This is a genomic window from Achromobacter sp. 1012554356 (assembly GCF_059760815.1).
Genome location: NZ_JCBANC010000080.1, coordinates 1 through 23,280, shown reverse-complemented (window position 1 = coordinate 23,280; position 23,280 = coordinate 1). Strand labels below are relative to the sequence as shown.

Genomic DNA, 23,280 nt, shown 5'->3' with positions numbered 1-23,280 from the left:
CCAGTTCTACTTCCGCACGACGGACGTGACGGGCACGATCGAACTGCCGGCCGACAAGGAAATGGTTCTGCCGGGCGACAACGTGGCCATGACGGTCAAGCTGCTGGCCCCGATCGCCATGGAAGAAGGTCTGCGTTTCGCCATCCGTGAAGGCGGTCGTACCGTCGGCGCCGGCGTCGTCGCCAAGATCCTGAAGTAAGCAATACCCAGATGGGTAGGGTGGGCATTCATGCCCCTCTATCCATCTTTGCTGTAAAAGTAGTACTATGTATGGTTCCGCAAGCCAATGCACGGCGGAACAGTAGTTTGATGTGAGTAGTTTGATGTGTTTAGGGGCATAGCTCAATTGGCAGAGCGTCGGTCTCCAAAACCGAAGGTTGTAGGTTCGATTCCTACTGCCCCTGCCACCGCCAGGATAAACCCGCGGGAGATCATCGCGAGTTACGCATTCACGGCGGCTCGCGTCGCAATATGTCTAATACCAGCGTTGAAACCGTAACCAGTACCGCCGACCGGGTCAAGCTCGGACTGGCGGTTCTCGTCGTTATTGCTGGCATCGTCGGGTTTTCCGTGCTCAGCGCACAGCCGATGGCTGCCCGTATCGGTGTGTTCGTGGGTGGCCTCGTGATCGCAGCCGCGATTGCCTGGTTCAGCGAACCCGGTCGCCGCACTCTGAGCTTTGCCAGCGAGTCCTACAACGAAGTCAAGCGTGTCGCGTGGCCCACTCGCAAGGAAACGACCCAGATGACGGGTATCGTTTTTGCGTTTGTGGCGGTCATGGGCATTTTCATGTGGGTGCTCGACAAGGGCATCGAATGGATTCTCTACGGCCTGCTGTTGGGCTGGAAATAAGGACGGCAAATGAGTAAGCGTTGGTATGTCGTCCATGTGTATTCCGGCATGGAAAAAAGCGTCCACAAGGCCCTGAACGAGCGCATCGAGCGCGCGGCCCTGCAAACGTCTTTCGGCCGCATCCTTGTGCCCTCCGAAGAAGTCGTCGAGGTCAAGGGTGGTCAGAAGTCGATCACCGAGCGCCGCATTTTCCCCGGTTACGTCCTGGTTGAAATGGACCTGACCGACGAAACGTGGCACCTGGTCAAGAACACCAACCGAGTCACCGGCTTTTTGGGCGGCTCGGGCAATCGTCCGACCCCGATTTCCGAAAAGGAAGTCGAAAAGATCCTCTCCCAGATGGAAGAGGGCGTCGAGAAACCCCGCCCCAAGATCCTGTTCGAAGTGGGCGAGATGGTTCGGGTCAAGGAAGGTCCGTTTGCGGACTTCAACGGCAACGTCGAAGAAGTCAACTACGAAAAGAGCAAGGTTCGTGTGTCCGTCACCATTTTTGGTCGCGCCACGCCCGTCGAGCTCGATTTCAGCCAGGTCGAGAAGACCTGAATTTAACCCCCGGGGAGCCCTGTCCGTGTAGGCCAGGGCGATATCACCCGCAAGGAGCAAAGCATGGCGAAAAAGATCGTCGGCTTTATCAAGCTGCAAGTACCGGCTGGTAAGGCTAACCCCTCCCCCCCGATTGGCCCGGCTCTGGGTCAGCGCGGCCTGAACATCATGGAATTCTGCAAGGCGTTCAACGCCAAGACCCAAGGCATGGAGCCTGGTCTGCCGATTCCGGTGGTGATCACCGCCTTCGCGGACAAGAGCTTCACCTTCATCATGAAGACCCCGCCCGCGACGGTCCTCATCAAGAAGGCCGCTGGCGTGCAAAAGGGTTCGCCCAAGCCGCATACCGACAAGGTCGGCACGCTGACGCGCGCGCAAGCTGAAGAAATCGCCAAGGCCAAGGGTCCCGACCTGACCGCCTCCGATCTGGAAGCCGCAGTGCGCACGATCGCTGGCAGCGCCCGCAGCATGGGCATCACGGTTGAGGGGATCTAATCATGGCTAAGTTGTCCAAGCGCGCCGCCGCTATTGCACAAAAGATCGACCGCACCAAGCTGTACCCGGTCGCTGAAGCCCTGACCCTGGTCAAGGACACCGCCGTCGCCAAGTTCAATGAATCCATTGACGTGGCCGTGCAACTCGGCATCGACCCGAAGAAGTCGGACCAACTGGTCCGCGGTTCGGTCGTGCTGCCCGCCGGCACCGGCAAGTCGGTTCGCGTCGCCGTGTTCGCCCAAGGCGACAAGGCTGAGGCCGCCAAGGCTGCTGGCGCTGACATCGTTGGTCTGGACGACCTGGCCGACAGCATCAAGGCCGGTCAAATGGACTTTGACGTCGTCATCGCCTCGCCCGACACGATGCGTGTCGTCGGCGCCCTGGGTCAGATCCTGGGCCCGCGCGGCCTGATGCCGAACCCGAAGGTCGGCACCGTGACCCCCGACGTCGCGACCGCTGTGAAGAACGCCAAGGCCGGTCAGGTTCAGTACCGTACCGACAAGGCTGGCATCATCCACGCAACGATCGGCCGCGCGTCGTTCGGCGTGGAACAGCTGCAAACCAACCTGGCCGCCCTGGTCGACGCCCTGCAAAAGGCTCGTCCCGCGGCTGCCAAGGGCATTTACCTGCGCAAGCTCGCCGTTTCGTCCACGATGGGCGGCGGTGCGCGTGTGGAAATTGCCTCGCTGTCGGCTTCCAACTAAGCCAACAGCAGTAAACGTACTTTGGGCTGCATCCGGAACCTTCCGGATGTTGCTGTCAAAGACCGCTGGAGCAGGGCAGTGGAGGGGAGCTACCTTCCGCAAGGAAAGCAGTATCGCCGCTGCCCCGCTTAATACCGGAGCTCACACAGTCCGGATCCAGCGTAGACGGCGTCCCCAGGAAGATTTCTTTACCCGAAGAACTCGTCCAGGCGCCGCATTCGGTTGACGCGCAAGGCTCCGGCCCCAAGCGTCTTTTGATGGAGTGTTCAAACCGTGAGTCTCAATCGTCAAGAGAAAGCGGTGGTAATCGAGGAAGTCTCGGCGGTTGTCGCCAAGGCCCAATCGATTGTTATCGCTGAGTACCGTGGTCTGGACGTCGCCTCTGTCACCGTACTGCGCAAAACTGCGCGTGAATCGGGCGTGTATCTGCGTGTTCTGAAGAACTCGCTGGCCCGTCGTGCTGTTGCCGGCACGGCTTTCGAGCCGTTGGCTGAGCAACTGACCGGTCCGCTGATCTATGGCATCAGCGCGGATCCGGTTTCGGCGGCCAAGGTCATTGCTGGTTTCGCAAAAAGCAACGATAAGCTGGTCATCAAGGCGGGCGCTCTGCCCAACAACTTGCTGAACCAAGAAGGTGTGAAGGCTCTGGCCACCATGCCCTCGCGCGAAGAGTTGCTGTCGAAGCTGCTTGGCACCATGCAAGCCCCCATCGCGCAATTCGTGCGTACGCTCAACGAAGTTCCGACCAAGTTCGCCCGTGGCCTCGCCGCCGTGCGCGACCAGAAGGCAGCGGCCTAATCGCCCTGCTGTCCGGAATTCGCTGAACGACGAAGCGACACCCAAACCCTGGCATTACCAAAATATTTGGAGTTCTGAAAAATGGCACTTAACAAAGCTGAAATCCTTGACGCCATCGCTGGCATGACCGTGCTCGAGCTGTCCGAGCTGATCAAGGAAATGGAAGAGAAGTTCGGCGTGTCGGCTGCTGCCGCTGCCGTCGCTGTTGCTGCTCCCGCCGCTGGTGGCGCTGCCGCCGCTGCTGAAGAGCAAACCGAGTTCACCGTCGTCCTGCAAGAAGCCGGCGCGAACAAGGTCAGCGTCATCAAGGCCGTGCGCGAGCTGACCGGTCTGGGTCTGAAGGAAGCCAAGGACCTGGTCGACGGCGCTCCGAAGCCCGTCAAGGAAGCTGTGGCCAAGGCTGATGCCGAAGCCGCCAAGAAGAAGCTGGAAGAAGCTGGCGCCAAGGTCGAAGTCAAGTAAGACCTGCGTCAACTGCCCGGGGACAGCACAGTTTGCAGTCCCCGGGCTTTTGCGTTTCCAGGAAACCCCTACTGGGGGTATGCCCATTCAGTGGGGTTTCCTGGAGTCGTATCACCTGGGGCCGTGGTTGACGGCCCATGCAACCTCGAGTCGGAGTGCTCATGCCTTACTCGTACACCGAAAAAAAGCGCATCCGCAAAAGCTTCGCCAAGCGTGAAGACGTTCAAAACGTTCCCTTCCTTTTGGCGACTCAGCTTCAATCCTACCTAACTTTCCTGCAGGCGGATACCGCCCCGTCCGAACGCGTAGCCGACGGTTTGCAGGCGGCGTTCTCGTCGATTTTCCCGATCGTTAGTCACAACGGTATGGCGCGCTTGGAGTTCGTGAGCTACGTGCTCGGCGAACCGGTGTTCGATGTCAAGGAATGTCAGCAACGTGGCCTGACCTATGCCTCGCCCCTGCGAGCCAAGGTCCGCCTGGTGCTGCTTGACCGCGAAGTCAGCAAGCCCACCGTGAAGGAAGTGAAGGAACAAGAAGTCTACATGGGCGAAATTCCGCTCATGACGGGCACGGGTTCCTTCGTCATCAACGGCACGGAGCGTGTCATCGTTTCGCAGCTGCACCGTTCGCCTGGCGTGTTCTTCGAACACGACCGCGGCAAAACGCACAGCTCGGGCAAGCTTCTGTTCTCGGCCCGCGTGATTCCTTACCGCGGTTCGTGGCTGGACTTCGAATTCGACCCGAAGGACGTCCTGTTCTTCCGCGTCGACCGCCGTCGCAAGATGCCTGTCACGATCCTGTGCAAGGCCATCGGCATGACGCCGGAATCCATCCTGGCCAACTTCTTCGACTTCGACAACTTCGAATTGAAGAGCGAAGGCGCGATGATGGAATTCGTGCCTGAGCGTTGGAAGGGCGAAATGGCCCGTTTCGATATCGCCGACCGTTCGGGTAAGGTGATCGTCGAAAAGGACAAGCGCATCAACGCCAAGCACTTGCGCGACCTGGCTGCCGGCGGCATCCAGCGCATCTCCGTGCCGGAAGATTTCCTGTACGGCCGCGTGCTGGCCAAGAACATCGTTGACGAAGAAACCGGCGAAGTCATCGCCAACGCCAACGACGAGATCACGGAAAGCGTGCTGGGCGCCCTGCGCGCCGCCAACGTGCACGACTTCCAGGCGCTGTACACCAACGACCTGGATCGCGGTCCCTACATCTCGCAAACGCTGCGCACCGATGAAACCGCCGACCAGATGGCCGCGCGCGTTGCCATCTACCGCATGATGCGTCCTGGCGAGCCGCCCACCGAAGAAGCGGTGGAAGCGTTGTTCCAGCGTCTGTTCTACAGCGAAGAGACGTACGATCTGTCGCGCGTCGGCCGCATGAAGGTCAACAGCCGTCTGGGCCGTGGTGAGGACATCACCGGCCCGATGACGCTGACCAACGAAGACATCCTTGAGACCATCAAGGTGCTGGTTGAGCTGCGCAACGGCCGTGGTCAGATCGATGACATCGATCACTTGGGCAACCGCCGCGTGCGTTGCGTCGGCGAACTGGCCGAAAACCAGTTCCGCGCCGGTCTCGTGCGCGTCGAGCGCGCCGTCAAGGAACGTCTGGGCCAGGCCGAGACGGAAAACCTGATGCCGCACGACCTGATCAACTCCAAGCCGATCTCGGCAGCCATCAAGGAGTTCTTCGGTTCGAGCCAGCTGTCGCAGTTCATGGACCAGACCAACCCGCTGTCGGAAATCACGCATAAGCGTCGTGTTTCCGCACTGGGCCCGGGCGGTCTGACCCGCGAGCGCGCCGGCTTTGAAGTCCGCGACGTGCACCCGACCCACTACGGCCGCGTCTGCCCGATCGAAACGCCGGAAGGCCCGAACATCGGTCTGATCAACTCCATGGCGCTGTACGCTCGCTTGAACGAGTACGGCTTCCTGGAAACGCCTTACCGCAAGATCATCGACGGCCGCGTCAGCGAGCAGATCGATTACCTGTCGGCCATCGAAGAAAGCCACTACGTCATCGCGCAGGCCAACGCCGCGCTCGACGAAGAAGGCCGTTTCGTGGACGACCTGGTCGCCTGCCGTGAAGCTGGCGAAACGATGCTGACCGCCCCGGCCAACGTGCACTACATGGACGTTGCCCCGTCGCAGATCGTGTCGGTTGCTGCCTCGCTGATTCCGTTCCTGGAGCACGACGACGCGAACCGCGCACTGATGGGCGCCAACATGCAACGTCAGGCCGTGCCTTGCCTGCGTCCGGAAAAGCCGGTCGTGGGTACGGGTATCGAGCGCACCGTGGCCGTTGACTCGGGCACCACCGTGCAGGCACTGCGTGGCGGCCTGGTCGACCACGTCGATGCCGAGCGCGTCGTGATTCGCGTGAACGACGAAGAAAACGTCGCCGGCGAAGTGGGCGTCGACATCTACAACCTGATCAAGTACACGCGTTCCAACCAGAACACGAACATCAACCAGCGTCCGATCGTCAAGCGTGGCGACCGCGTTGCCAAGGGCGACGTGCTGGCTGACGGCGCATCGACCGACCTGGGCGAACTCGCCCTGGGTCAGAACATGCTGATCGCGTTCATGCCCTGGAACGGCTACAACTTCGAAGACTCGATCCTGATCTCCGAAAAGGTTGTGGCGGATGACCGCTACACCTCGGTGCACATCGAGGAACTGACGGTTGTCGCCCGCGACACGAAGCTCGGACCGGAAGAAATCACCCGCGACATCAGCAACCTGGCTGAAACGCAGTTGAACCGTCTGGACGATTCCGGCATCACCTACATCGGCGCCGAAGTCAGCGCTGACGACGTGCTGGTCGGCAAGGTCACGCCCAAGGGCGAAACCCAGCTGACGCCGGAAGAAAAGCTGCTGCGCGCCATCTTCGGTGAAAAGGCGTCCGACGTTAAGGACACCTCGCTGCGCGTGCCCTCGGGCATGACCGGCACCGTGATCGACGTGCAGGTGTTCACGCGTGAAGGCATCGTGCGCGACAAGCGCGCCCAGTCCATCATCGACGATGAACTGCGCCGCTATCGCCAGGACCTGAACGACCAGCTGCGCATCGTTGAAAACGACCAGTTCGATCGTATCGAGAAGATGCTGATCAACAAGACCGTCAACGGCGGCCCGCGCAAGCTGGCCAAGGGCGCGACGATCACCAAGGCCTACCTGGCTGACCTGGATCGCTGGCAGTGGTTCGACATCCGTCTGGCCGATGAGCCGCACGCTGTCGTGCTGGAGCAGGCCAAGGAATCGCTCGAGCAGAAGCGTCACCAGTTCGATCTGGCCTTCGAAGAGAAGCGCAAGAAGCTGACGCAAGGCGACGAGCTGCCTCCGGGCGTGCTGAAGATGATCAAGGTCTACCTGGCCGTGAAGCGTCGTCTGCAGCCTGGCGACAAGATGGCAGGCCGTCACGGCAACAAGGGTGTCGTGTCGCGCATCACGCCGGTGGAAGACATGCCCCACATGGCTGACGGCACGCCGGCCGACATCGTTCTGAATCCGCTGGGCGTGCCCTCGCGGATGAACGTCGGCCAGGTGCTGGAAGTCCACTTGGGCTGGGCCGCCAAGGGCGTTGGCCATCGCATCGCAGACATGCTGCGCGATGAGCGTTCGGCGCAGGTCAAGAACGTCCGCGCATATCTGGACAAGGTCTACAACACGACCGGCTCCGGCGCGCGCATCGACGAACTGACCGATGACGAAGTCATGGAAATGGCCCAAAACCTCAAGAACGGCGTGCCGTTCGCGACGCCCGTCTTCGACGGCGCGACCGAAGAGGAAATCACCAAGATGCTGGAGCTGGCCTATCCGGACGACGTCGCCGAGCGCATGGCGCTGACGCCTTCGCGTACGCAGGCATGGCTGTTCGACGGCCGCACGGGCGAGCAATTCGAGCGCCCCGTGACGGTCGGCTACATGCACTACCTGAAGCTGCACCACTTGGTCGACGACAAGATGCACGCGCGTTCCACCGGCCCGTACTCGCTGGTGACTCAGCAGCCGCTGGGCGGCAAGGCGCAGTTCGGTGGCCAGCGTTTCGGGGAAATGGAAGTGTGGGCGCTGGAAGCATACGGCGCCGCCTACACCCTGCAGGAAATGCTGACGGTGAAGTCGGACGACATCAACGGTCGTACCAAGGTTTACGAAAACATCGTCAAGGGCGACCACGTGATCGATGCCGGCATGCCGGAATCGTTCAACGTTCTGGTCAAGGAAATCCGCTCGTTGGCCCTGGACATGGATTTGGAGCGTAACTAATGAAAGCGCTACTCGACCTCTTTAAGCAAGTCTCTCAAGACGAGCAGTTCGATGCCATCAAGATCGGCATCGCCTCGCCCGAGAAGATCCGTTCGTGGTCCTACGGCGAAGTCCGCAAGCCCGAGACGATCAACTACCGCACGTTCAAGCCCGAGCGTGACGGCCTGTTCTGCTCCAAGATCTTTGGCCCGATCAAAGACTACGAGTGCCTGTGCGGCAAGTACAAGCGCCTCAAGCACCGTGGCGTGATCTGCGAAAAGTGCGGCGTGGAAGTCACCGTCGCCAAGGTTCGCCGTGAACGCATGGGCCACATCGAGCTGGCCAGCCCCGTCGCGCACATCTGGTTCCTGAAGAGCCTGCCGTCGCGTCTGGGCATGGTGCTCGACATGACCCTGCGCGACATCGAACGCGTGCTGTACTTCGAAGCCTGGTGCGTGATCGAACCTGGCATGACGCCGCTCAAGCGCGGCCAGATCATGTCGGACGACGATTTCCTGGCCAAGACCGAGGAATACGGCGACGACTTCCGTGCCCTGATGGGCGCGGAAGCCGTGCGCGAACTGCTTCGCACCATCGACATCGACCGCGAAGTGGAAACGCTGCGCGGCGAACTGAAGGCCACCAGCTCGGAAGCCAAGATCAAGAAGATCTCCAAGCGCCTGAAGGTGCTGGAAGGCTTCCAGAAGTCCGGCATCAAGGCCGAGTGGATGGTCATGGAAGTGCTGCCCGTGCTGCCGCCGGACCTGCGTCCGCTGGTGCCACTGGACGGCGGCCGCTTCGCGACCTCCGACCTGAACGACCTGTACCGCCGCGTCATCAACCGCAACAACCGCCTGAAGCGTCTGCTCGAGCTCAAGGCGCCCGAAATCATCCTGCGCAACGAAAAGCGCATGCTGCAGGAAGCGGTTGACTCGCTGCTGGACAACGGCCGCCGTGGCAAGGCCATGACGGGCGCCAACAAGCGCCAGCTCAAGTCCCTGGCCGACATGATCAAGGGCAAGAGCGGTCGTTTCCGTCAGAACCTGCTGGGCAAGCGCGTCGACTACTCGGGCCGTTCGGTCATCGTGGTGGGTCCGCAGCTCAAGCTGCACCAGTGCGGCCTGCCCAAGCTGATGGCCCTGGAACTGTTCAAGCCGTTCATCTTCAATCGTCTGGAGATGATGGGCCTGGCCACGACCATCAAGGCTGCCAAGAAGCTGGTCGAAAGCCAGGAACCGGTGGTCTGGGACATCCTGGAAGAAGTCATCCGCGAACACCCGGTCATGCTGAACCGTGCGCCGACGCTGCACCGTCTGGGCATCCAGGCGTTCGAGCCGGTGCTGATCGAAGGCAAGGCCATCCAGCTGCACCCGCTGGTTTGCGCGGCGTTCAACGCCGACTTCGACGGTGACCAGATGGCCGTCCACGTGCCGCTGTCGCTGGAAGCCCAGCTGGAAGCGCGCACGCTGATGCTCGCGTCCAACAACGTGCTGTTCCCGGCCAACGGCGAACCGTCGATCGTGCCGTCGCAGGATATCGTGCTGGGTCTGTACTACACGACCCGCGAGCGCATCAACGGCCGTGGCGAAGGCATCTTCTTCACGGACGTCGCTGAAGTTCAGCGCGCCTACGACAACAACGAAGTCGAGCTGCAAAGCCGCGTCACCGTGCGCCTGAAGGAACACGAGCGCGACGAGAACGGCGAATGGCAGCCGGTGATCCGCCGTCACGAGACGACGGTCGGCCGTGCGCTGCTGTCCGAGATCCTGCCCAAGGGCCTGCCCTTCACCGTCCTGAACAAGGCGCTGAAGAAGAAGGAAATCTCGCGCCTGATCAACCAGTCGTTCCGCCGCTGCGGCCTGCGCGACACGGTGATCTTCGCCGACAAGCTGATGCAGTCGGGCTTCCGCCTGGCCACGCGCGGCGGTATCTCGATCGCCATGGGCGACATGCTGATCCCGACCGCCAAGGAAGGCATCCTGGCCGAAGCCAGCCGCGAAGTGAAGGAAATCGACAAGCAGTACTCGTCGGGTCTGGTCACGTCCCAAGAGCGCTACAACAACGTTGTGGACATCTGGGGCAAGGCTGGCGACAAGGTCGGCAAGGCGATGATGGAACAACTGGCCACCGAGCCCGTGACCAACCGTCACGGCGAGGAAGTGCGCCAGGAGTCCTTCAACTCCATCTACATGATGGCTGACTCGGGCGCCCGCGGTTCGGCCGCCCAGATCCGCCAGCTGGCCGGCATGCGCGGCCTGATGGCCAAGCCGGACGGCTCGATTATCGAAACGCCCATTACCGCGAACTTCCGTGAAGGCCTGAACGTACTCCAGTACTTCATCTCCACTCACGGTGCGCGTAAGGGTCTGGCCGATACGGCACTGAAGACCGCGAACTCGGGTTACCTGACTCGCCGTCTGGTCGACGTGACGCAGGATCTGGTCATCACGGAAGACGACTGCGGCACTTCGCAGGGCTACAACATGAAGGCCCTGGTCGAAGGCGGTGAAGTCATCGAACCGCTGCGCGACCGTATCCTCGGCCGCGTCGCTGCCGTGGACATCGTCAACCCGGACACGCAGGAAACGGCCATCGTCGCCGGCACGCTGCTGGACGAAGATCTGGTCGACACCATCGACCGCATCGGCGTGGACGAAGTCAAGGTCCGCACGCCGCTGACCTGCGAAACGCGTCATGGTCTGTGCGCGCACTGCTACGGCCGCGACCTGGGTCGTGGTTCGCCGGTCAACCAGGGCGAGGCAGTTGGCGTTATCGCTGCTCAGTCCATCGGTGAACCGGGCACGCAGCTCACGATGCGTACGTTCCACATCGGTGGCGCGGCATCGCGTTCGGCCCTGGCCAGCGCGGTGGAAACCAAGTCGACGGGTACCGTCGGTTTTGCCAGCACGATGCGCTATGTCACGAACGCCAAGGGCGAACGTGTCGCGATCTCGCGCTCGGGCGAACTGGCGATCTTCGATGACAACGGCCGCGAACGCGAACGTCACAAGATCCCGTACGGCGCGACCGTGCTGGTGGGCGATGGCGAGGCTGTGAAGGCCGGCGCGCGCCTGGCAACGTGGGATCCGCTGACCCGTCCGATCGTGTCGGAATACGGCGGCGCCGTCCGCTTCGAGAACATCGAAGAAGGCGTGACCGTTGCCAAGCAGGTGGACGAAGTCACCGGCCTGTCGACGCTCGTCGTCATCACGCCGAAGACCCGTGGCGGCAAGATCGTCATGCGTCCGCAGATCAAGCTGGTCAACGAGAACGGCGAAGACGTCAAGATCGCCGGCACCGATCACTCGGTGAACATCTCGTTCCCGGTGGGGGCGCTGATCACGGTGCGTGACGGCCAGCAGGTTGCCGTGGGTGAAGTTCTGGCGCGTATTCCGCAAGAATCGCAAAAGACCCGCGACATTACCGGCGGTCTGCCGCGTGTGGCCGAACTGTTCGAAGCCCGTTCGCCGAAGGACGCCGGCATGCTCGCCGACGTCACCGGTACGGTCTCGTTCGGCAAGGACACCAAGGGCAAGCAGCGTCTGGTCATCACCGACCTGGAAGGCGTGAGCCACGAGTTCCTGATTCCGAAGGAAAAGCAGGTTCTGGTGCACGACGGCCAGGTGGTGAACAAGGGCGAAATGATCGTGGACGGCCCGGCCGATCCCCACGACATCCTGCGCCTGCAAGGCATCGAAAAGCTGGCGACGTACATCGTCGACGAAGTGCAGGACGTTTACCGTCTGCAGGGCGTGAAGATCAACGACAAGCACATTGAAGTGATTGTTCGTCAGATGCTGCGCCGTGTGAACATCGTTGACGCGGGCGACACCGAGTTCATCCCGGGCGAGCAAGTCGAGCGCTCCGAGCTGCTCAACGAGAACGACCGCGTCACCGCTGCCGATCTGCGTCCGGCCTCGTACGACAACGTGCTGCTCGGTATCACGAAGGCCTCGCTGTCGACCGACTCGTTCATCTCGGCCGCTTCGTTCCAGGAGACCACCCGTGTCCTGACCGAAGCCGCCATCATGGGCAAGCGCGACGACCTGCGCGGCTTGAAGGAAAACGTCATCGTCGGCCGCCTCATCCCGGCGGGTACCGGCCTGGCTTACCACCATGCACGCCGCGACAAGGAACTGCTGGAGGCCGCGGAACGCGAAGCCGCTCGCCAGCAGGCCAACCCGTTCGAAGACGCACCGGTCACGGTGGGTTCGGACGCCGAGACGCCTGCAACCGATGTGGGTACCGACGACTCCGCCGAATAAGCGGAACGCCCGGACAGGTTTCCGCCGCGAGGCTGCGGTGGAAGCCTGAAAATCAAAAGGCCGCTGATGCGAATCAGCGGCCTTTTTACTTGCGAAAGAAAGGGTGCGGCAGGACTACTTGGCAGCCTGGGCTCGGGCGCGCTGAAAGACCGGTCCCCAGACCGGATGGCCAGCCTCGTTAGGCGCCAGTTCGAACGCCGGATCCAGCACCAGAATGCGCGTGAAGCTGTCCTCACAAAGCTGGGCATAACGCGTCACGCAGTAGCTGAAAGCCTGAAGCTTGTAGGCTTCTATGCGCACCGCTTTGGACGAGGTGGCCAGCGCATCGGATTTGGCGACGCCACGGATGACTTCGCCGTAACGGCCGGCGCTATATTGGTCGCGCACCTGCTGCAGTTCGGCCAGCGCTTCGGCCGTCGGAGGGCTCTCGGGTTGCGGTTTGGAGATGCCCGTGCAACCGGCCAGGAGGGCCGATACGCCAAGCAGACTGCTCAGGATGCGAATTTTCATGGCTTCCAAAGATGTAGGGTGGTGACGCAGTACGCTATCGTGCCACAGCCTGATGCGCTCGGACATTTTCGGCAATGTCCTTACCGTGCGGATTGGATAATATTCCGCCTAAATAGCCCCTGAACCCGTTTTAGCGCGCACGCGCAGCTTCGATGATGTCTACTCCCGCCGGCTTGTTGACGCCGCGTGGCCCGTTTTCCGGCGCCGCGCCGTTGGCCTTGCGCCCGTTGAGCGCCATCGCGGCCAGCGCGGCAGGCGGGGTGCCGGAGTCGCGCATCAAGCGGCTCCTCTCCGATCTCCTTCCTTCCCTTATCGCGCTGCACGCGCAGGGCGAAATCTGCGGCGACATTTCGCTTGAGACGGTCGGCATGGACGAGGGCGCGCGTGCGCATCTGCTGCCCGAACTGGCGGTGGCGCGTTCGCGCCGTTCCAGCCGCACGCCAGCCGCCGGCTTCGCGCCGTTCGAGCTGTACACCGATTCCATGGAATGGCCGCGCGGCCCCTGGTCGGACATCTATTCCCTGTGCGCCGTGGCGTACGCGCTGGTTATTGGCAGCCGGCCGCCGCCGGCGCCGGAGCGCCGCGCCCACGACGACTACGACGCGCTGGCGGAGATGGGGCTGCCCAAGTACAGCCAGGAATTCCTGCGCGTCATCGATGCCGGTTTGTCGATGGATACGAAGGAGCGGCCGCAGTCGCTGGCCGAGCTGGCCAGCCTGCTGGGCGTGGCGGCCTACGACGAACCGGAAGAGCCCGAAGACGAATTGGATGAAGCGGCCAAGGTTGCGCCCGTGGCGGGTTTCCCGGAACGGCGCGAGCCCGCCCGCCGGCGCGGACCGTTGCTGTTTTGGCTGCTCATTCTGGCGCTCATCGGCGCAGGCATCTACGCCTGGTTCCACTGGGGCAAGGGTATGCCCAATGCCCTCATCACCCGATCGGAAGTCGTGCAACCGAACCCGCCCGTCGTGCATCCTTTGCCGCAGACCCCCGCACCCGCGCCGCAGCGGGCCCCGGCGGCAACGGCGGCGCCCGCGGACCTGCCATCCTTGACGTCCAATGGCGCTGCAACGGGGCAGTCAGGCGCAGCCGGGTCTGCCGCCACGTCCGTCCCGCCCACCTCGGGGGCGCAGGCCAATTCCGCCAGTACGGCCGATGCACCGCCAGCGCCCGTAGCGCAGGAACCGGCGCCGGCGACCGCCGAGGAAGCGCCAAAGCCCAAGCCGGTACCCGTTAGCGTTCGGCTGGACATCCACCCCTGGGGTGAAGTCTGGATCAACGGCGTGGCGCGCGGCATCAGTCCGCCGGTCAAGGACCTCAAGCTGATTCCAGGCAAGTATCAGGTGGTCGTGCGCAACGCCGACCTGCCACCCATGCGCATGACGCTCGAGGTCAAGCCGGGCAGGCCCGCAGTCATCTCGCACACCTTCCAGTAGGGAAAGCGGATTACACCTTCGGTAGGTGCAGGATGAACTCGGAGCCTACGCCGAGTTCGCTCTGCACTTCGATACGTCCGCCGTGGCGTTTTGCCACGGTGTGCACAAAGGCCAGTCCCAACCCCGCGCCGCCGACATCCCCCCGCGTTTCAACACCCACGCGCGCAAAGGGCTCGAAGAGCCGGGCGACGTCCTGCGGGGCGATGCCCTGGCCCTGATCGTGGACGCGCACGCGCCAGAAGCCGGGCTGTTCATCGATGCCGCACTCGACACGCGTGCCGTTTGCGCTGTACTTGATGGCGTTGTCGACGAGGTTGCAGAGCGCGCGCATCAGTAGCGTCTGTTCGCCGCGGGTGTAGGCAACCGGCAGCGGCGCACGGGTCTCCAATGCGATGCCGCGCTTGTTGGCGGACGGCCAGAGATCGTCGACGGCGTCCTGCAGCAGGCCGCCCAGATCCAGTTCGATGGTGCTGATCGGCATCGATTCGGCACGCGTCAGATGCACGAAGTCATCGACCAGCGTGAGCGTGCGGTTGGCCAGCATCGCAATGCGTTCGAGTGTGTCGTGCCGCACTTCCTGTTGCCCGCCTTCCCGCGACAACTCCACCAGCGCAAGAATCGAGCTTTGCGGCGCGCGCATGTCGTGCGAGATGAAGCGCAGCGTCTCTTCGCGTTGCCGCTCGGCCTGGCGAATGCTTGAGATGTCGGTCAGCGTGGCGACCGTGCCCGCGAACTGGCCCTCGGCCGTGTGGATGGGGGCGCATTTCAGGATCAGGTCGCGGCCGGCTCGGTCGCGCACTTCAAGGTCCGCGCTCCAGGGGGAGGCGGCGTCGGCCGGCGGGCGGCCGCTCAGCGCCTCGGCCACGCGCGCGCGCGCGGTCTCGTCGGCGAGGGTGTGTTCAAGCAGATGCGCCGCCGGCCGCCCGATGCGGGGCGCACGGATGCCAAGCCGCTGGAAGAACATGATGGCGGCCTGGTTGCGGAATCGCATGCGGCCTTCCTGGTCGAACACCAGCGTCGCATCCGGCATGCCGTCGAGTCCGTCAGCCAGGAACCGCCGCAGGTTGCGCACGCGCGCCAGCGCGCGCCGAAGTTCACCGACCCGGCTCTCCAGCGATGCATTCGGATCGGCGAGCTGCACGCGCGCTTCGTTCAGAATCGGCGGGTACTCGCGCTGCAGGCGCCGCAGCTCCGTGTCCATGTAGCGCAGCGCCGCTTCCTGGTTACGCCAGCTCCAGAGCGGATAGCACAGCGCCACGCCCGCCAATGCGGCGGTAGGTGCGAACCACAGATAGAACTGGGCAAGCAGCAGCCACGATGCCAGCGGGATGGCTGCAAGCAGCGCAAGGCTGACGACCAGCGCCTTCTTGGGGGCGAGGCGCCACAAGGCCAGGCAGGCGAGCAACACCGGCAACAGCGCGAACAGCGCGCTCCACCAGGCCGGCGGCCGCTGGAACGCGATGTCCTCGCGTGCTGCCTGCAGGACGTTGGCGATGATCTCCACGCCCGATATGCCGCTGACGTCGTGCGACACCGGCGTCGGATACTCGTCGCCCAGGCCGGTCGCCCAGGCGCCCACCAGCACATACTTGCCGCGCAGCTCCTCCGGCGGCAGGTCGCCCCGCAGCACCGAAAGGTAGGAGACTGTCCGCACGTGACCGGGCGGGCCAGCATAGGGAATCAGGATGCGGCCTTCAGCGTTGGCGCGCTTGAGCAACCGTTGGGCGCGATCCGATTCGCCGCCGACCTCGAGCATAGAGATGGCCAGGTGATTCCTGCGGTCGCCCGCAAACTGCGCAGTGAGGGCGGCTTCGCGCACCACGCCGTCCGGGTCGATAACCGCATTGATGAAGCCGGTGGAGGCCGATGCTTGCGCCAGTTCGGGGATCGGCAGGCCGATGGCCGTCGGGTTTTTCAGACGGTCCAGGACCACCGGCAGCACGGTGTGCGCATTGCGCCGAATGCTGTCCGCCAGGATGGCGTCATCGGCGGCATTGACCTTGTCGGGTTCGGCAAAGATGAGATCCACGCCCACGGCCCGCGCGCCCGCCAGCCGGTCGAGCAAGGCAGCGTGGATGGCACGCCGCCACGGCCAGCGTCCTAGCGCGTCGATGCTCGCGTCGTCGATCGCCACGACAAGGATGTCGGGATCGGCCGGCCGGCCCGTCATCATCACCGCGCGGTCGTAGAAGACCAGGTCTAGACGGCCGAGGCCGTTGAAGGTGCCGAGGAAAGCGGCCAGCGCCGCCAGCGCCAACGTCAGCCACAGCCCGGATCGCCAGGACCGGTCGAGCGCGTCGGCGGGGTCGGCCATGGCGCTTGACCTAGTACGCCGTCAGCGTCACAAGCCCGCCCGAGCCGCTGCCAACGCCCAGGCCGTACGACGTCATCAACATGTTCGCGCCCTCAAAGGGGCGGACCGAATCCGCCCCGTGCAGGCCCAGGGCATCGACGGCGCGCACCGACACGTAGAACGTGCCCGGCCCCGGCGCGGAAAAGCGGATGTCATTGGCCGGAAAGCTGGCGGACGAAACGGGCAGCGCGCCGTCGGCATCGCGCGAGACGCGCACCAGATAGCTTCGCGCGCCTTCGACCGGCGCAATAGGCACCGACCACGTGCCGCCCGCGCGCACGGGTTCGCCCAATTGGGGTGCCGCCAACAGCGGGCGCACGTCCGACACGGCGCCGTCGGCGCCCACCGCGGCCCCATAGCCTTGTGCCACCGCGACCGGCTTGGCGGGTGGATCGCCGGGCGCATGTGCCTGCAGGCGCACGCTGCCCTCCAGCACTTCGCTATGGACGCCTTGCGCGGTGCTTTGAACACGGAAGCGTGTTCCTCGCACGCCCGTCACGGCGACCGGCGTGCGGATCTCGAAACGGCCGACGCCTTGACCTGCCGGCGCGACGCTCGATTCCAGGCTGCCGCGCCGCACATTGATCACCGAATCCGTCAGCGCGGTGCCTTCGAACTGGCGCAGGCGCGTGAGGTCCACCGCGCCGTTGGACGGCAGCGTGAGCCGCGACCCATCGGCAAGCTGCAGCGTGACGAAGCCGTTGGGGGCGGTTTCCAGCGTGCTGCCTTCCGCCACCGGCGTTCCCGGCTGCACGGACTTGCCATTCAGGCTGGCCTGGCCGCTGACATGCACTACCTGCGCCTGCGCATCGCGCACCGGAATCATCGCCAGGGGAATGTGCAATTCCAATCCGATGGGCAGCAGTTCCGGGGTGACGACCTTGTTGAGCGTCTGCAGCCGGTTCCAGTTGGCTTGGTTGCGCGTGTACTGCGTGGCCAGTTCGATCAGCGTCTCCCCCTGCCGCACGCGATGAATGAAGTCGTCGCCCAATGCGCCGGCTGGCTGGCTGCGCACCGGGGCGGCCAGCGTCATGCAGGAAACCAGGACAAGCAAAGAAAGCGCGCGGAAGCGGCTCATGGCAAACGATTCTCCAGGGAGTCGGGCGGCGCCGCTACGGCGCGAGGTTCTGGCCGTCGTCGGAAGGGCTGACCAGTTCGAGCCGGTAGCCAAGCGCATAAGAGGAGGTCAGGCGCACACCGTGCTGGGGGCGGAGCTGAAGCTTCTGCCGGATGTTCGACAGGTGCGTGTCCAGCGTGCGCGAGGTGGCGGGGATTTCCCGGTTCCAGACGCACTCGGCGAGCACGTCGCGCGACATGAGCCTGCCGACATTGCGAAAGAACAGCAACGCCAGCTCGAACTCCTTTGGGGCCAGCGAAATGGCAACGTCATCCAGCGAAACGGTGCGCGCCGTGGGGTCGACGCGGTATCGCGCGACGTCGATGGTTTGGTCAACGGACTCGGCGATCTGGCTGCGGCGCAGCAGCGCCGCGACTCGCGCCAGCAGCTCCAGGGGACGCATCGGCTTCACGATGTAGTCGTCCGCGCCCGCGCGCAGGCCCTCGACCAGGTCATCCTCGGCGGACCGGTTGGTCAGGAATATCACGGGAATGCGCGCACCGATGTGTGCACGCAACCAGCGGACCACGTCGTCACCGTCGATGTCGGGCAGGTGCCAGTCCAGCAGCACCAGGTCATACGTTTCAGTGCGAAGGGCGGCGAGCAGATCCCGGCTCTGGTGATAGCTGGTGCAAGCATAGCCGGCGGCGGTCAGAACTTGGTGGATGCGCCGAGCCTGGTCCAGGTCGTCTTCCAGCGACGCGATTTTCATTAGACGAGTTCTCGCGAAAGTTGGCTGCGCAGGCGCGCATGTCGCGACCTAGCAAAACGAAAGGGGGGATTTATGTAAACGAATGATAACTCGGGAAAACCCTTCGGCGGCTACGTTATGGCAAGAACTGTCAAACATTGCAAAGTTGACGAATCTTGACTGGAGTTGTTGCGTTACCGAGCGCCACACTGTTCCAACGATGTCACCAGCCGCGAGACAGCTGGCGGTGCAAGGGGAGGGAATGCAGACCGGAAGAGATATGAATCAATTGCGCATACTTGTGATGTCACCGGACGAAACCGTGCGCGGTTCGTCCGTGTCCACCTTGTTGCAGGCCGGCATCTCGGCCCGCGGCTGCTCGACTTCGCTGGAACTGTTCGGCCTTCTCAGCGGCGCCCACTACGACGCCGTGGTTCTGGACATTGGCGCGTCGGGCGAAATCGGTTACGCCCTGATCGCGCGCCTGCATGGCTCCGCGCCGCTGGGCATTGTGGTGGTGGGAAAGGGCATGTCCGTGGACAGCCGCCTGCGCTGCCTTCAGAGCGGCGCGGATGCCTGTCTGCCCGACCCTCAGGATCCCCGCGAATTGGTGTGCATCCTGCTGGCGCTCGCGCGTCGCCTGCCAACGGCTGCCGATCCCGCCGAGCAGCACGATTCCGGCAGCGGCCGCTGGGAGCTGCGTGACCAAGGGTGGACGCTGACCGCCCCGACTGGCGTAACGCTGTCGCTGTCCGCCAACGAGCGCCTCATCATTCGCGCCTTGCTGAACGTGGCGGGCAAGGCCGTTGACCGCGAGGCCCTTGGAAATGAATTGCAGGTGGAAGGGGGCGCCGCACGCGCCAGCAGCGCGCGCAGCATCGATGTGATTGTCAGCCGGCTACGGCGCAAGGCCGAACAGGCCGGCGTGGTGTTGCCGATCCGCACGGTCTACGGCAGCGGCTATCTTTTTACAGACCGCTAACCGCGCACGCTGTACACTTCGCGATCAACGCCAGAGGGCAGGGATTGCCCGGGTAAGGCGTCGCGGCCGACAACACATCCCGGTCCCGGATCTGCCCGCTACGTGGCCCCAATTTTCGCCAGCGGCTGCTAAATGCCCCGCTTTTCGCGCCAACTTGCCCCTGCGCGACACTTACAAAAAACTTTGACAGCAGCCCTTGATCTCAGTTATGCTAAAGGGCTTACTGCTTTATTTCGCGCGCAAAATCTGCACGCTCAGGCAGACAGTTCAGGAACAAGGCCCAAAGGCGCGTCACGAACCTTTGTCCTTGGCCCAGTTAGTCGCAACTGTTTTTCTGGCTGCACCCGGTTTTGTGCGTTTGTCATGGTTTGTTGGCAAGCCCGCTCTTTTACGTATTTGAACGTTTGAGGCGGTTTTGCGCGAACTGCCTTCTCCGAAAGCTCACCCGCTCCAGGAGACGAGTACGTAAGTACTTACCAGTGGTACGTAAAAGGGATTTCAAAGGTCATGCCTACCATTAGCCAACTCGTGCGCAAGCCGCGCGAAGTCAGCATCATCAAAAGCAAGAGCCCCGCGCTCGAAAACTGCCCGCAACGCCGCGGCGTGTGCACTCGCGTGTACACCACCACCCCCAAGAAGCCGAACTCCGCTCTGCGTAAGGTTGCCAAAGTGCGTCTGACCAACGGTTACGAAGTCATTTCGTACATCGGCGGTGAAGGCCACAACCTGCAAGAGCACTCGGTGGTTCTGGTGCGTGGCGGCCGTGTGAAGGACTTGCCCGGTGTGCGTTATCACATCGTGCGCGGTTCCCTTGACCTGCAAGGCGTCAAGGACCGTAAGCAAGCCCGCTCGAAGTACGGCGCCAAGCGCCCGAAGAAGGCTTAATAGCAAGTCGGCAGTACCCCCATGTGACGGAAGTCCGTCACGAGGGAAGTGCGACCGCGCCGTCCAGATGATGGGAAGGTGCGCGGCACGTAAGGGGTCGTCCCAATGGACGGCCATGGCCGTGTAATGAAACACGGTTCAACTGAACAGACACAAGGAAGCAACAATGCCCCGTCGTCGCGAAGTACCCAAGCGCGAGATTCTGCCCGATCCCAAGTTCGGCAGCGTCGAGCTCGCCAAGTTCATGAACGTCGTCATGCTGGACGGCAAGAAGGCCGTCGCCGAGCGCATCGTTTACGGCGCCCTCGAGCAAGTCGCCACCAAGACCGGCAAAGAGCCGATCGAGGTTTTCAGCCTGGCGATCAACAACATCAAGCCGATCGTCGAAGTGAAGAGCCGCCGCGTTGGCGGTGCCAACTACCAAGTGCCGGTTGAAGTGCGCCCCGTGCGCCGCCTGGCCCTGGCTATGCGTTGGCTCCGTGAAGCCGCCAAGAAGCGTGGCGAGAAGTCGATGGATCTGCGTCTTGCTGGCGAACTTATCGACGCCTCCGAAGGTCGTGGCGCCGCGATGAAGAAGCGCGAAGACACGCACAAGATGGCAGAGGCCAACAAGGCCTTCAGCCATTTCCGCTGGTAATTTAAGGACTAATCCACCATGGCCCGCAAAACCCCGATCGAGCGCTATCGCAACATTGGTATCTCTGCGCACATCGATGCAGGGAAGACCACCACGACCGAACGTATCCTGTTCTATACCGGCGTCAATCACAAGATTGGCGAAGTGCATGATGGCGCAGCCACCATGGACTGGATGGAGCAAGAGCAAGAGCGTGGCATCACCATTACGTCGGCTGCTACGACGGCGTTTTGGCGTGGCATGGCCGGCAATTACCCCGAGCACCGCATCAACATCATCGACACCCCGGGACACGTGGACTTCACCATCGAGGTGGAACGTTCCATGCGCGTCCTGGACGGTGCCTGCATGGTCTACTGCGCGGTGGGCGGTGTTCAGCCCCAGTCCGAAACCGTGTGGCGCCAAGCCAACAAGTACGGCGTGCCGCGTCTGGCCTTCGTCAACAAGATGGACCGCACCGGCGCCAACTTCTTCAAGGTCTATGACCAGCTGAAGAACCGCCTGCGCGCCAATCCCGTGCCGATCGTCATTCCCATCGGCGCCGAAGACACGTTCCAAGGCGTGGTCGACCTGGTCAAGATGAAGGCGATCATTTGGGACGAAGCCAGCCAAGGCACCAAGTTCGACTACAAGGACGTTCCGGCCGAGCTGGAAGGTCTGGCGAACGAATGGCGTGAAAAGCTGGTTGAAGCCGCCGCTGAGTCGTCGGAAGAGCTGATGAACAAGTACCTGGAAACGGGTTCCTTGGACGAAGCCGAAATCAACCTGGCCATCCGTCAACGCACCATCGCTGGCGAAATCCAGCCGATGCTGTGTGGCACCGCCTTCAAGAACAAGGGCGTGCAGCGCATGCTGGACGCGGTCATCGACTACCTGCCTTCGCCCGTGGACATTCCCCCGGTCGACGGCCAGGACGACGATGGCAACGCGATCAAGCGTAATGCTGACGACTCCGAGAAGTTCTCGGCCCTGGCATTCAAGCTGATGAGCGATCCGTTCGTGGGTCAATTGACCTTCGTGCGTGTGTACTCGGGCGTCCTGAAGTCGGGCGATACGGTCTACAACCCCATCAAGGGCAAGAAGGAACGTATCGGCCGCATTCTGCAGATGCACGCGAACAACCGCGAAGAAATCAAGGAAGTGTTGGCAGGCGACATCGCCGCCGTGGTCGGCCTGAAGGACGTGACCACCGGCGAAACGCTGTGCGACATCGACTCCCACATCTTGCTCGAACGCATGATTTTCCCGGAGCCCGTGATTTCGCAGGCCGTCGAACCCAAGTCGAAGGCTGACCAGGAAAAGATGGGTCTGGCGCTGTCGCGTCTGGCTCAGGAAGATCCGTCGTTCCGCGTGCGCAGCGACGAAGAATCCGGCCAAACCATCATTTCCGGCATGGGCGAGCTCCACCTGGAAATTCTGGTCGACCGCATGAAGCGCGAATTCGGCGTGGAAGCCAACGTCGGCAAGCCGCAAGTGGCCTACCGCGAAACCATCCGCAAGGTCTGCGAAGAAGTCGAAGGCAAGTTCGTCAAGCAGTCGGGCGGTCGTGGTCAGTACGGTCACGTGGTGCTGAAGGTCGAGCCCCTGGCTCCTGGCGGTGGCTACGAATTCGTGGACGCCATCAAGGGCGGTGTGGTTCCTCGCGAATACATCCCCGCGGTGGACAAGGGCGTGCAGGAAACGCTGCCTTCGGGCATCCTGGCTGGCTACCCGGTCGTGGACGTCAAGGTCACGCTGTTCTTCGGTTCGTACCACGATGTGGACTCGAACGAAAACGCGTTCAAGATGGCCGGTTCGATGGCATTCAAGGAAGGCATGCGCAAGGCTAGCCCCGTGCTGCTGGAACCGATGATGGCCGTCGAAGTCGAAACGCCGGAAGACTACGCTGGCACCGTGATGGGCGATCTGTCCTCGCGTCGCGGCATGGTCCAAGGCATGGACGACATGGTTGGCGGTGGCAAGACCATCAAGGCTGAAGTGCCCCTGGCCGAGATGTTCGGTTACGCCACGAACCTGCGTTCGCTGACGCAAGGCCGTGCAACGTACACGATGGAATTCAAGCATTACTCCGAGGCTCCCAAGAACGTCGCTGACGAAGTCATCGCCGCTCGGGCCAAGTAAATAACCCTTGCCGGGTCCGTCCATCCGGACGGCCCCGGCAGAAATCAAGTTTCCTTGAAAGTCAAAGGATAGAGATCATGGCAAAAGGCAAGTTTGAACGTACCAAGCCGCACGTGAACGTGGGTACGATTGGTCACGTTGACCACGGCAAAACGACGTTGACGGCGGCGATCACGACC

19 protein-coding genes and 1 tRNA gene are annotated in these 23,280 nt (G+C 62.7%); 16 read left to right on the top strand and 4 right to left on the bottom strand.

Going from position 1 to position 23,280, the window contains the following annotated elements:
• The 10 genes from AC6LJW_RS27155 to rpoC form a co-directional block, all read left to right on the top strand.
• Positions 1 to 199 (top strand): EF-Tu C-terminal domain-related protein (locus AC6LJW_RS27155; RefSeq protein ID WP_498088761.1); only part of this gene is annotated, 199 nt, incomplete at its 5' end.
• Positions 200 to 331: 132 nt separating this feature from the next.
• Positions 332 to 407, top strand: a tRNA-Trp gene (locus AC6LJW_RS27150).
• A 64-nt stretch (positions 408 to 471) separates the two neighbouring features.
• Positions 472 to 852 carry a preprotein translocase subunit SecE gene (gene secE / locus AC6LJW_RS27145; protein WP_056571941.1) on the top strand — a complete coding sequence of 127 codons (381 nt, stop codon included), beginning with the start codon at positions 472 to 474 and terminating at the stop codon, positions 850 to 852.
• 9 nt (positions 853 to 861) lie between these two features.
• Positions 862 to 1,395: a transcription termination/antitermination protein NusG gene (gene nusG, locus AC6LJW_RS27140; RefSeq protein ID WP_056571943.1), complete on the top strand. Its 534-nt coding sequence runs from the start codon at positions 862 to 864 to the stop codon at positions 1,393 to 1,395.
• Between the two features lie 63 nt (positions 1,396 to 1,458).
• Positions 1,459 to 1,890 carry a 50S ribosomal protein L11 gene (gene rplK, locus AC6LJW_RS27135; RefSeq protein ID WP_056571946.1) on the top strand — a complete coding sequence of 144 codons (432 nt, stop codon included), beginning with the start codon at positions 1,459 to 1,461 and terminating at the stop codon, positions 1,888 to 1,890.
• A gap of 2 nt (positions 1,891 to 1,892) precedes the next feature.
• Entirely contained in the window at positions 1,893 to 2,594 is a 702-nt protein-coding gene (rplA, locus tag AC6LJW_RS27130; protein WP_056571949.1) for a 50S ribosomal protein L1, read from the top strand.
• 273 nt (positions 2,595 to 2,867) lie between these two features.
• Positions 2,868 to 3,392: a 50S ribosomal protein L10 gene (rplJ, locus tag AC6LJW_RS27125; RefSeq protein WP_056571952.1), complete on the top strand. Its 525-nt coding sequence runs from the start codon at positions 2,868 to 2,870 to the stop codon at positions 3,390 to 3,392.
• Positions 3,393 to 3,473: 81 nt separating this feature from the next.
• Positions 3,474 to 3,854 carry a 50S ribosomal protein L7/L12 gene (gene rplL / locus AC6LJW_RS27120; RefSeq protein WP_008157777.1) on the top strand — a complete coding sequence of 127 codons (381 nt, stop codon included), beginning with the start codon at positions 3,474 to 3,476 and terminating at the stop codon, positions 3,852 to 3,854.
• 161 nt (positions 3,855 to 4,015) lie between these two features.
• On the top strand, positions 4,016 to 8,128 hold the full coding sequence (gene rpoB, locus AC6LJW_RS27115; protein WP_056571955.1) for a DNA-directed RNA polymerase subunit beta: 4,113 nt from the start codon (positions 4,016 to 4,018) through the stop codon (positions 8,126 to 8,128).
• Positions 8,128 to 12,372, top strand: coding sequence for a DNA-directed RNA polymerase subunit beta' (gene rpoC, locus AC6LJW_RS27110; protein WP_056571958.1), 4,245 nt, complete (start codon positions 8,128 to 8,130; stop codon positions 12,370 to 12,372). Before rpoB ends, rpoC begins: the two co-directional genes overlap by 1 nt.
• A gap of 114 nt (positions 12,373 to 12,486) precedes the next feature.
• On the opposite strand, the gene AC6LJW_RS27105 is transcribed toward rpoC, so the two are convergent.
• A complete protein-coding gene (locus AC6LJW_RS27105) occupies positions 12,487 to 12,882 on the bottom strand; it encodes a TssQ family T6SS-associated lipoprotein (protein ID WP_498088760.1) in 396 nt (131 codons plus the stop codon).
• A gap of 155 nt (positions 12,883 to 13,037) precedes the next feature.
• Here AC6LJW_RS27105 and AC6LJW_RS27100 point away from each other — a divergent pair, with 155 nt between their 5' ends.
• Positions 13,038 to 14,315 carry a serine/threonine-protein kinase gene (locus tag AC6LJW_RS27100; RefSeq protein ID WP_056571976.1) on the top strand — a complete coding sequence of 426 codons (1,278 nt, stop codon included), beginning with the start codon at positions 13,038 to 13,040 and terminating at the stop codon, positions 14,313 to 14,315.
• Between the two features lie 10 nt (positions 14,316 to 14,325).
• Here AC6LJW_RS27100 and AC6LJW_RS27095 read toward each other — a convergent pair whose 3' ends face one another.
• From AC6LJW_RS27095 to AC6LJW_RS27085, 3 genes are read right to left on the bottom strand one after another with little or no spacing between them, the layout of a single operon-like run.
• A complete protein-coding gene (locus AC6LJW_RS27095) occupies positions 14,326 to 16,629 on the bottom strand; it encodes a CHASE2 domain-containing protein (RefSeq protein ID WP_056571963.1) in 2,304 nt (767 codons plus the stop codon).
• 10 nt (positions 16,630 to 16,639) lie between these two features.
• A complete protein-coding gene (locus tag AC6LJW_RS27090; protein ID WP_056571966.1) occupies positions 16,640 to 17,746 on the bottom strand; it encodes a FecR domain-containing protein in 1,107 nt (368 codons plus the stop codon).
• 34 nt (positions 17,747 to 17,780) lie between these two features.
• Entirely contained in the window at positions 17,781 to 18,497 is a 717-nt protein-coding gene (locus AC6LJW_RS27085; protein WP_056571968.1) for a response regulator transcription factor, read from the bottom strand.
• Between the two features lie 259 nt (positions 18,498 to 18,756).
• Between AC6LJW_RS27085 and AC6LJW_RS27080 the strand changes: the two genes are divergently transcribed.
• From AC6LJW_RS27080 to AC6LJW_RS27060, 5 genes are all read left to right on the top strand, one after another.
• Positions 18,757 to 19,458 (top strand): response regulator transcription factor, encoded by a 702-nt coding sequence (locus AC6LJW_RS27080; RefSeq protein WP_056571970.1) that lies wholly within the window; start codon positions 18,757 to 18,759, stop codon positions 19,456 to 19,458.
• A gap of 507 nt (positions 19,459 to 19,965) precedes the next feature.
• Positions 19,966 to 20,343, top strand: coding sequence for a 30S ribosomal protein S12 (rpsL, locus tag AC6LJW_RS27075; protein ID WP_005017264.1), 378 nt, complete (start codon positions 19,966 to 19,968; stop codon positions 20,341 to 20,343).
• A gap of 166 nt (positions 20,344 to 20,509) precedes the next feature.
• Positions 20,510 to 20,980, top strand: a complete 471-nt coding sequence (gene rpsG / locus AC6LJW_RS27070) for a 30S ribosomal protein S7 (protein WP_006389600.1) — start codon at positions 20,510 to 20,512, stop codon at positions 20,978 to 20,980.
• Between the two features lie 18 nt (positions 20,981 to 20,998).
• Positions 20,999 to 23,101, top strand: coding sequence for an elongation factor G (fusA, locus tag AC6LJW_RS27065; RefSeq protein ID WP_056571973.1), 2,103 nt, complete (start codon positions 20,999 to 21,001; stop codon positions 23,099 to 23,101).
• Positions 23,102 to 23,178: 77 nt separating this feature from the next.
• A partial coding sequence (locus AC6LJW_RS27060; protein WP_033456734.1) for a GTP-binding protein occupies positions 23,179 to 23,280 on the top strand: 102 nt, incomplete at its 3' end.

Excerpts from the sequence above, each read along its gene's own strand:
- fusA (WP_056571973.1), top strand. The coding sequence starts at position 20,999 with ATGGCCCGCAAAACCCCGATCGAGCGCTATCGCAACATTGGTATCTCT.
- rpoC (WP_056571958.1), top strand. The coding sequence starts at position 8,128 with ATGAAAGCGCTACTCGACCTCTTTAAGCAAGTCTCTCAAGACGAGCAG.
- rplK (WP_056571946.1), top strand. The coding sequence starts at position 1,459 with ATGGCGAAAAAGATCGTCGGCTTTATCAAGCTGCAAGTACCGGCTGGT.
- AC6LJW_RS27095 (WP_056571963.1), bottom strand. The coding sequence starts at position 16,629 with ATGGCCGACCCCGCCGACGCGCTCGACCGGTCCTGGCGATCCGGGCTG.
- rplL (WP_008157777.1), top strand. The coding sequence starts at position 3,474 with ATGGCACTTAACAAAGCTGAAATCCTTGACGCCATCGCTGGCATGACC.
- nusG (WP_056571943.1), top strand. The coding sequence starts at position 862 with ATGAGTAAGCGTTGGTATGTCGTCCATGTGTATTCCGGCATGGAAAAA.
- AC6LJW_RS27085 (WP_056571968.1), bottom strand. The coding sequence starts at position 18,497 with ATGAAAATCGCGTCGCTGGAAGACGACCTGGACCAGGCTCGGCGCATC.
- AC6LJW_RS27080 (WP_056571970.1), top strand. The coding sequence starts at position 18,757 with ATGAATCAATTGCGCATACTTGTGATGTCACCGGACGAAACCGTGCGC.
- rpsL (WP_005017264.1), top strand. The coding sequence starts at position 19,966 with ATGCCTACCATTAGCCAACTCGTGCGCAAGCCGCGCGAAGTCAGCATC.
- AC6LJW_RS27090 (WP_056571966.1), bottom strand. The coding sequence starts at position 17,746 with ATGAGCCGCTTCCGCGCGCTTTCTTTGCTTGTCCTGGTTTCCTGCATG.
- rpoB (WP_056571955.1), top strand. The coding sequence starts at position 4,016 with ATGCCTTACTCGTACACCGAAAAAAAGCGCATCCGCAAAAGCTTCGCC.
- AC6LJW_RS27100 (WP_056571976.1), top strand. The coding sequence starts at position 13,038 with ATGTCTACTCCCGCCGGCTTGTTGACGCCGCGTGGCCCGTTTTCCGGC.
- rpsG (WP_006389600.1), top strand. The coding sequence starts at position 20,510 with ATGCCCCGTCGTCGCGAAGTACCCAAGCGCGAGATTCTGCCCGATCCC.
- AC6LJW_RS27105 (WP_498088760.1), bottom strand. The coding sequence starts at position 12,882 with ATGAAAATTCGCATCCTGAGCAGTCTGCTTGGCGTATCGGCCCTCCTG.
- secE (WP_056571941.1), top strand. The coding sequence starts at position 472 with ATGTCTAATACCAGCGTTGAAACCGTAACCAGTACCGCCGACCGGGTC.
- rplA (WP_056571949.1), top strand. The coding sequence starts at position 1,893 with ATGGCTAAGTTGTCCAAGCGCGCCGCCGCTATTGCACAAAAGATCGAC.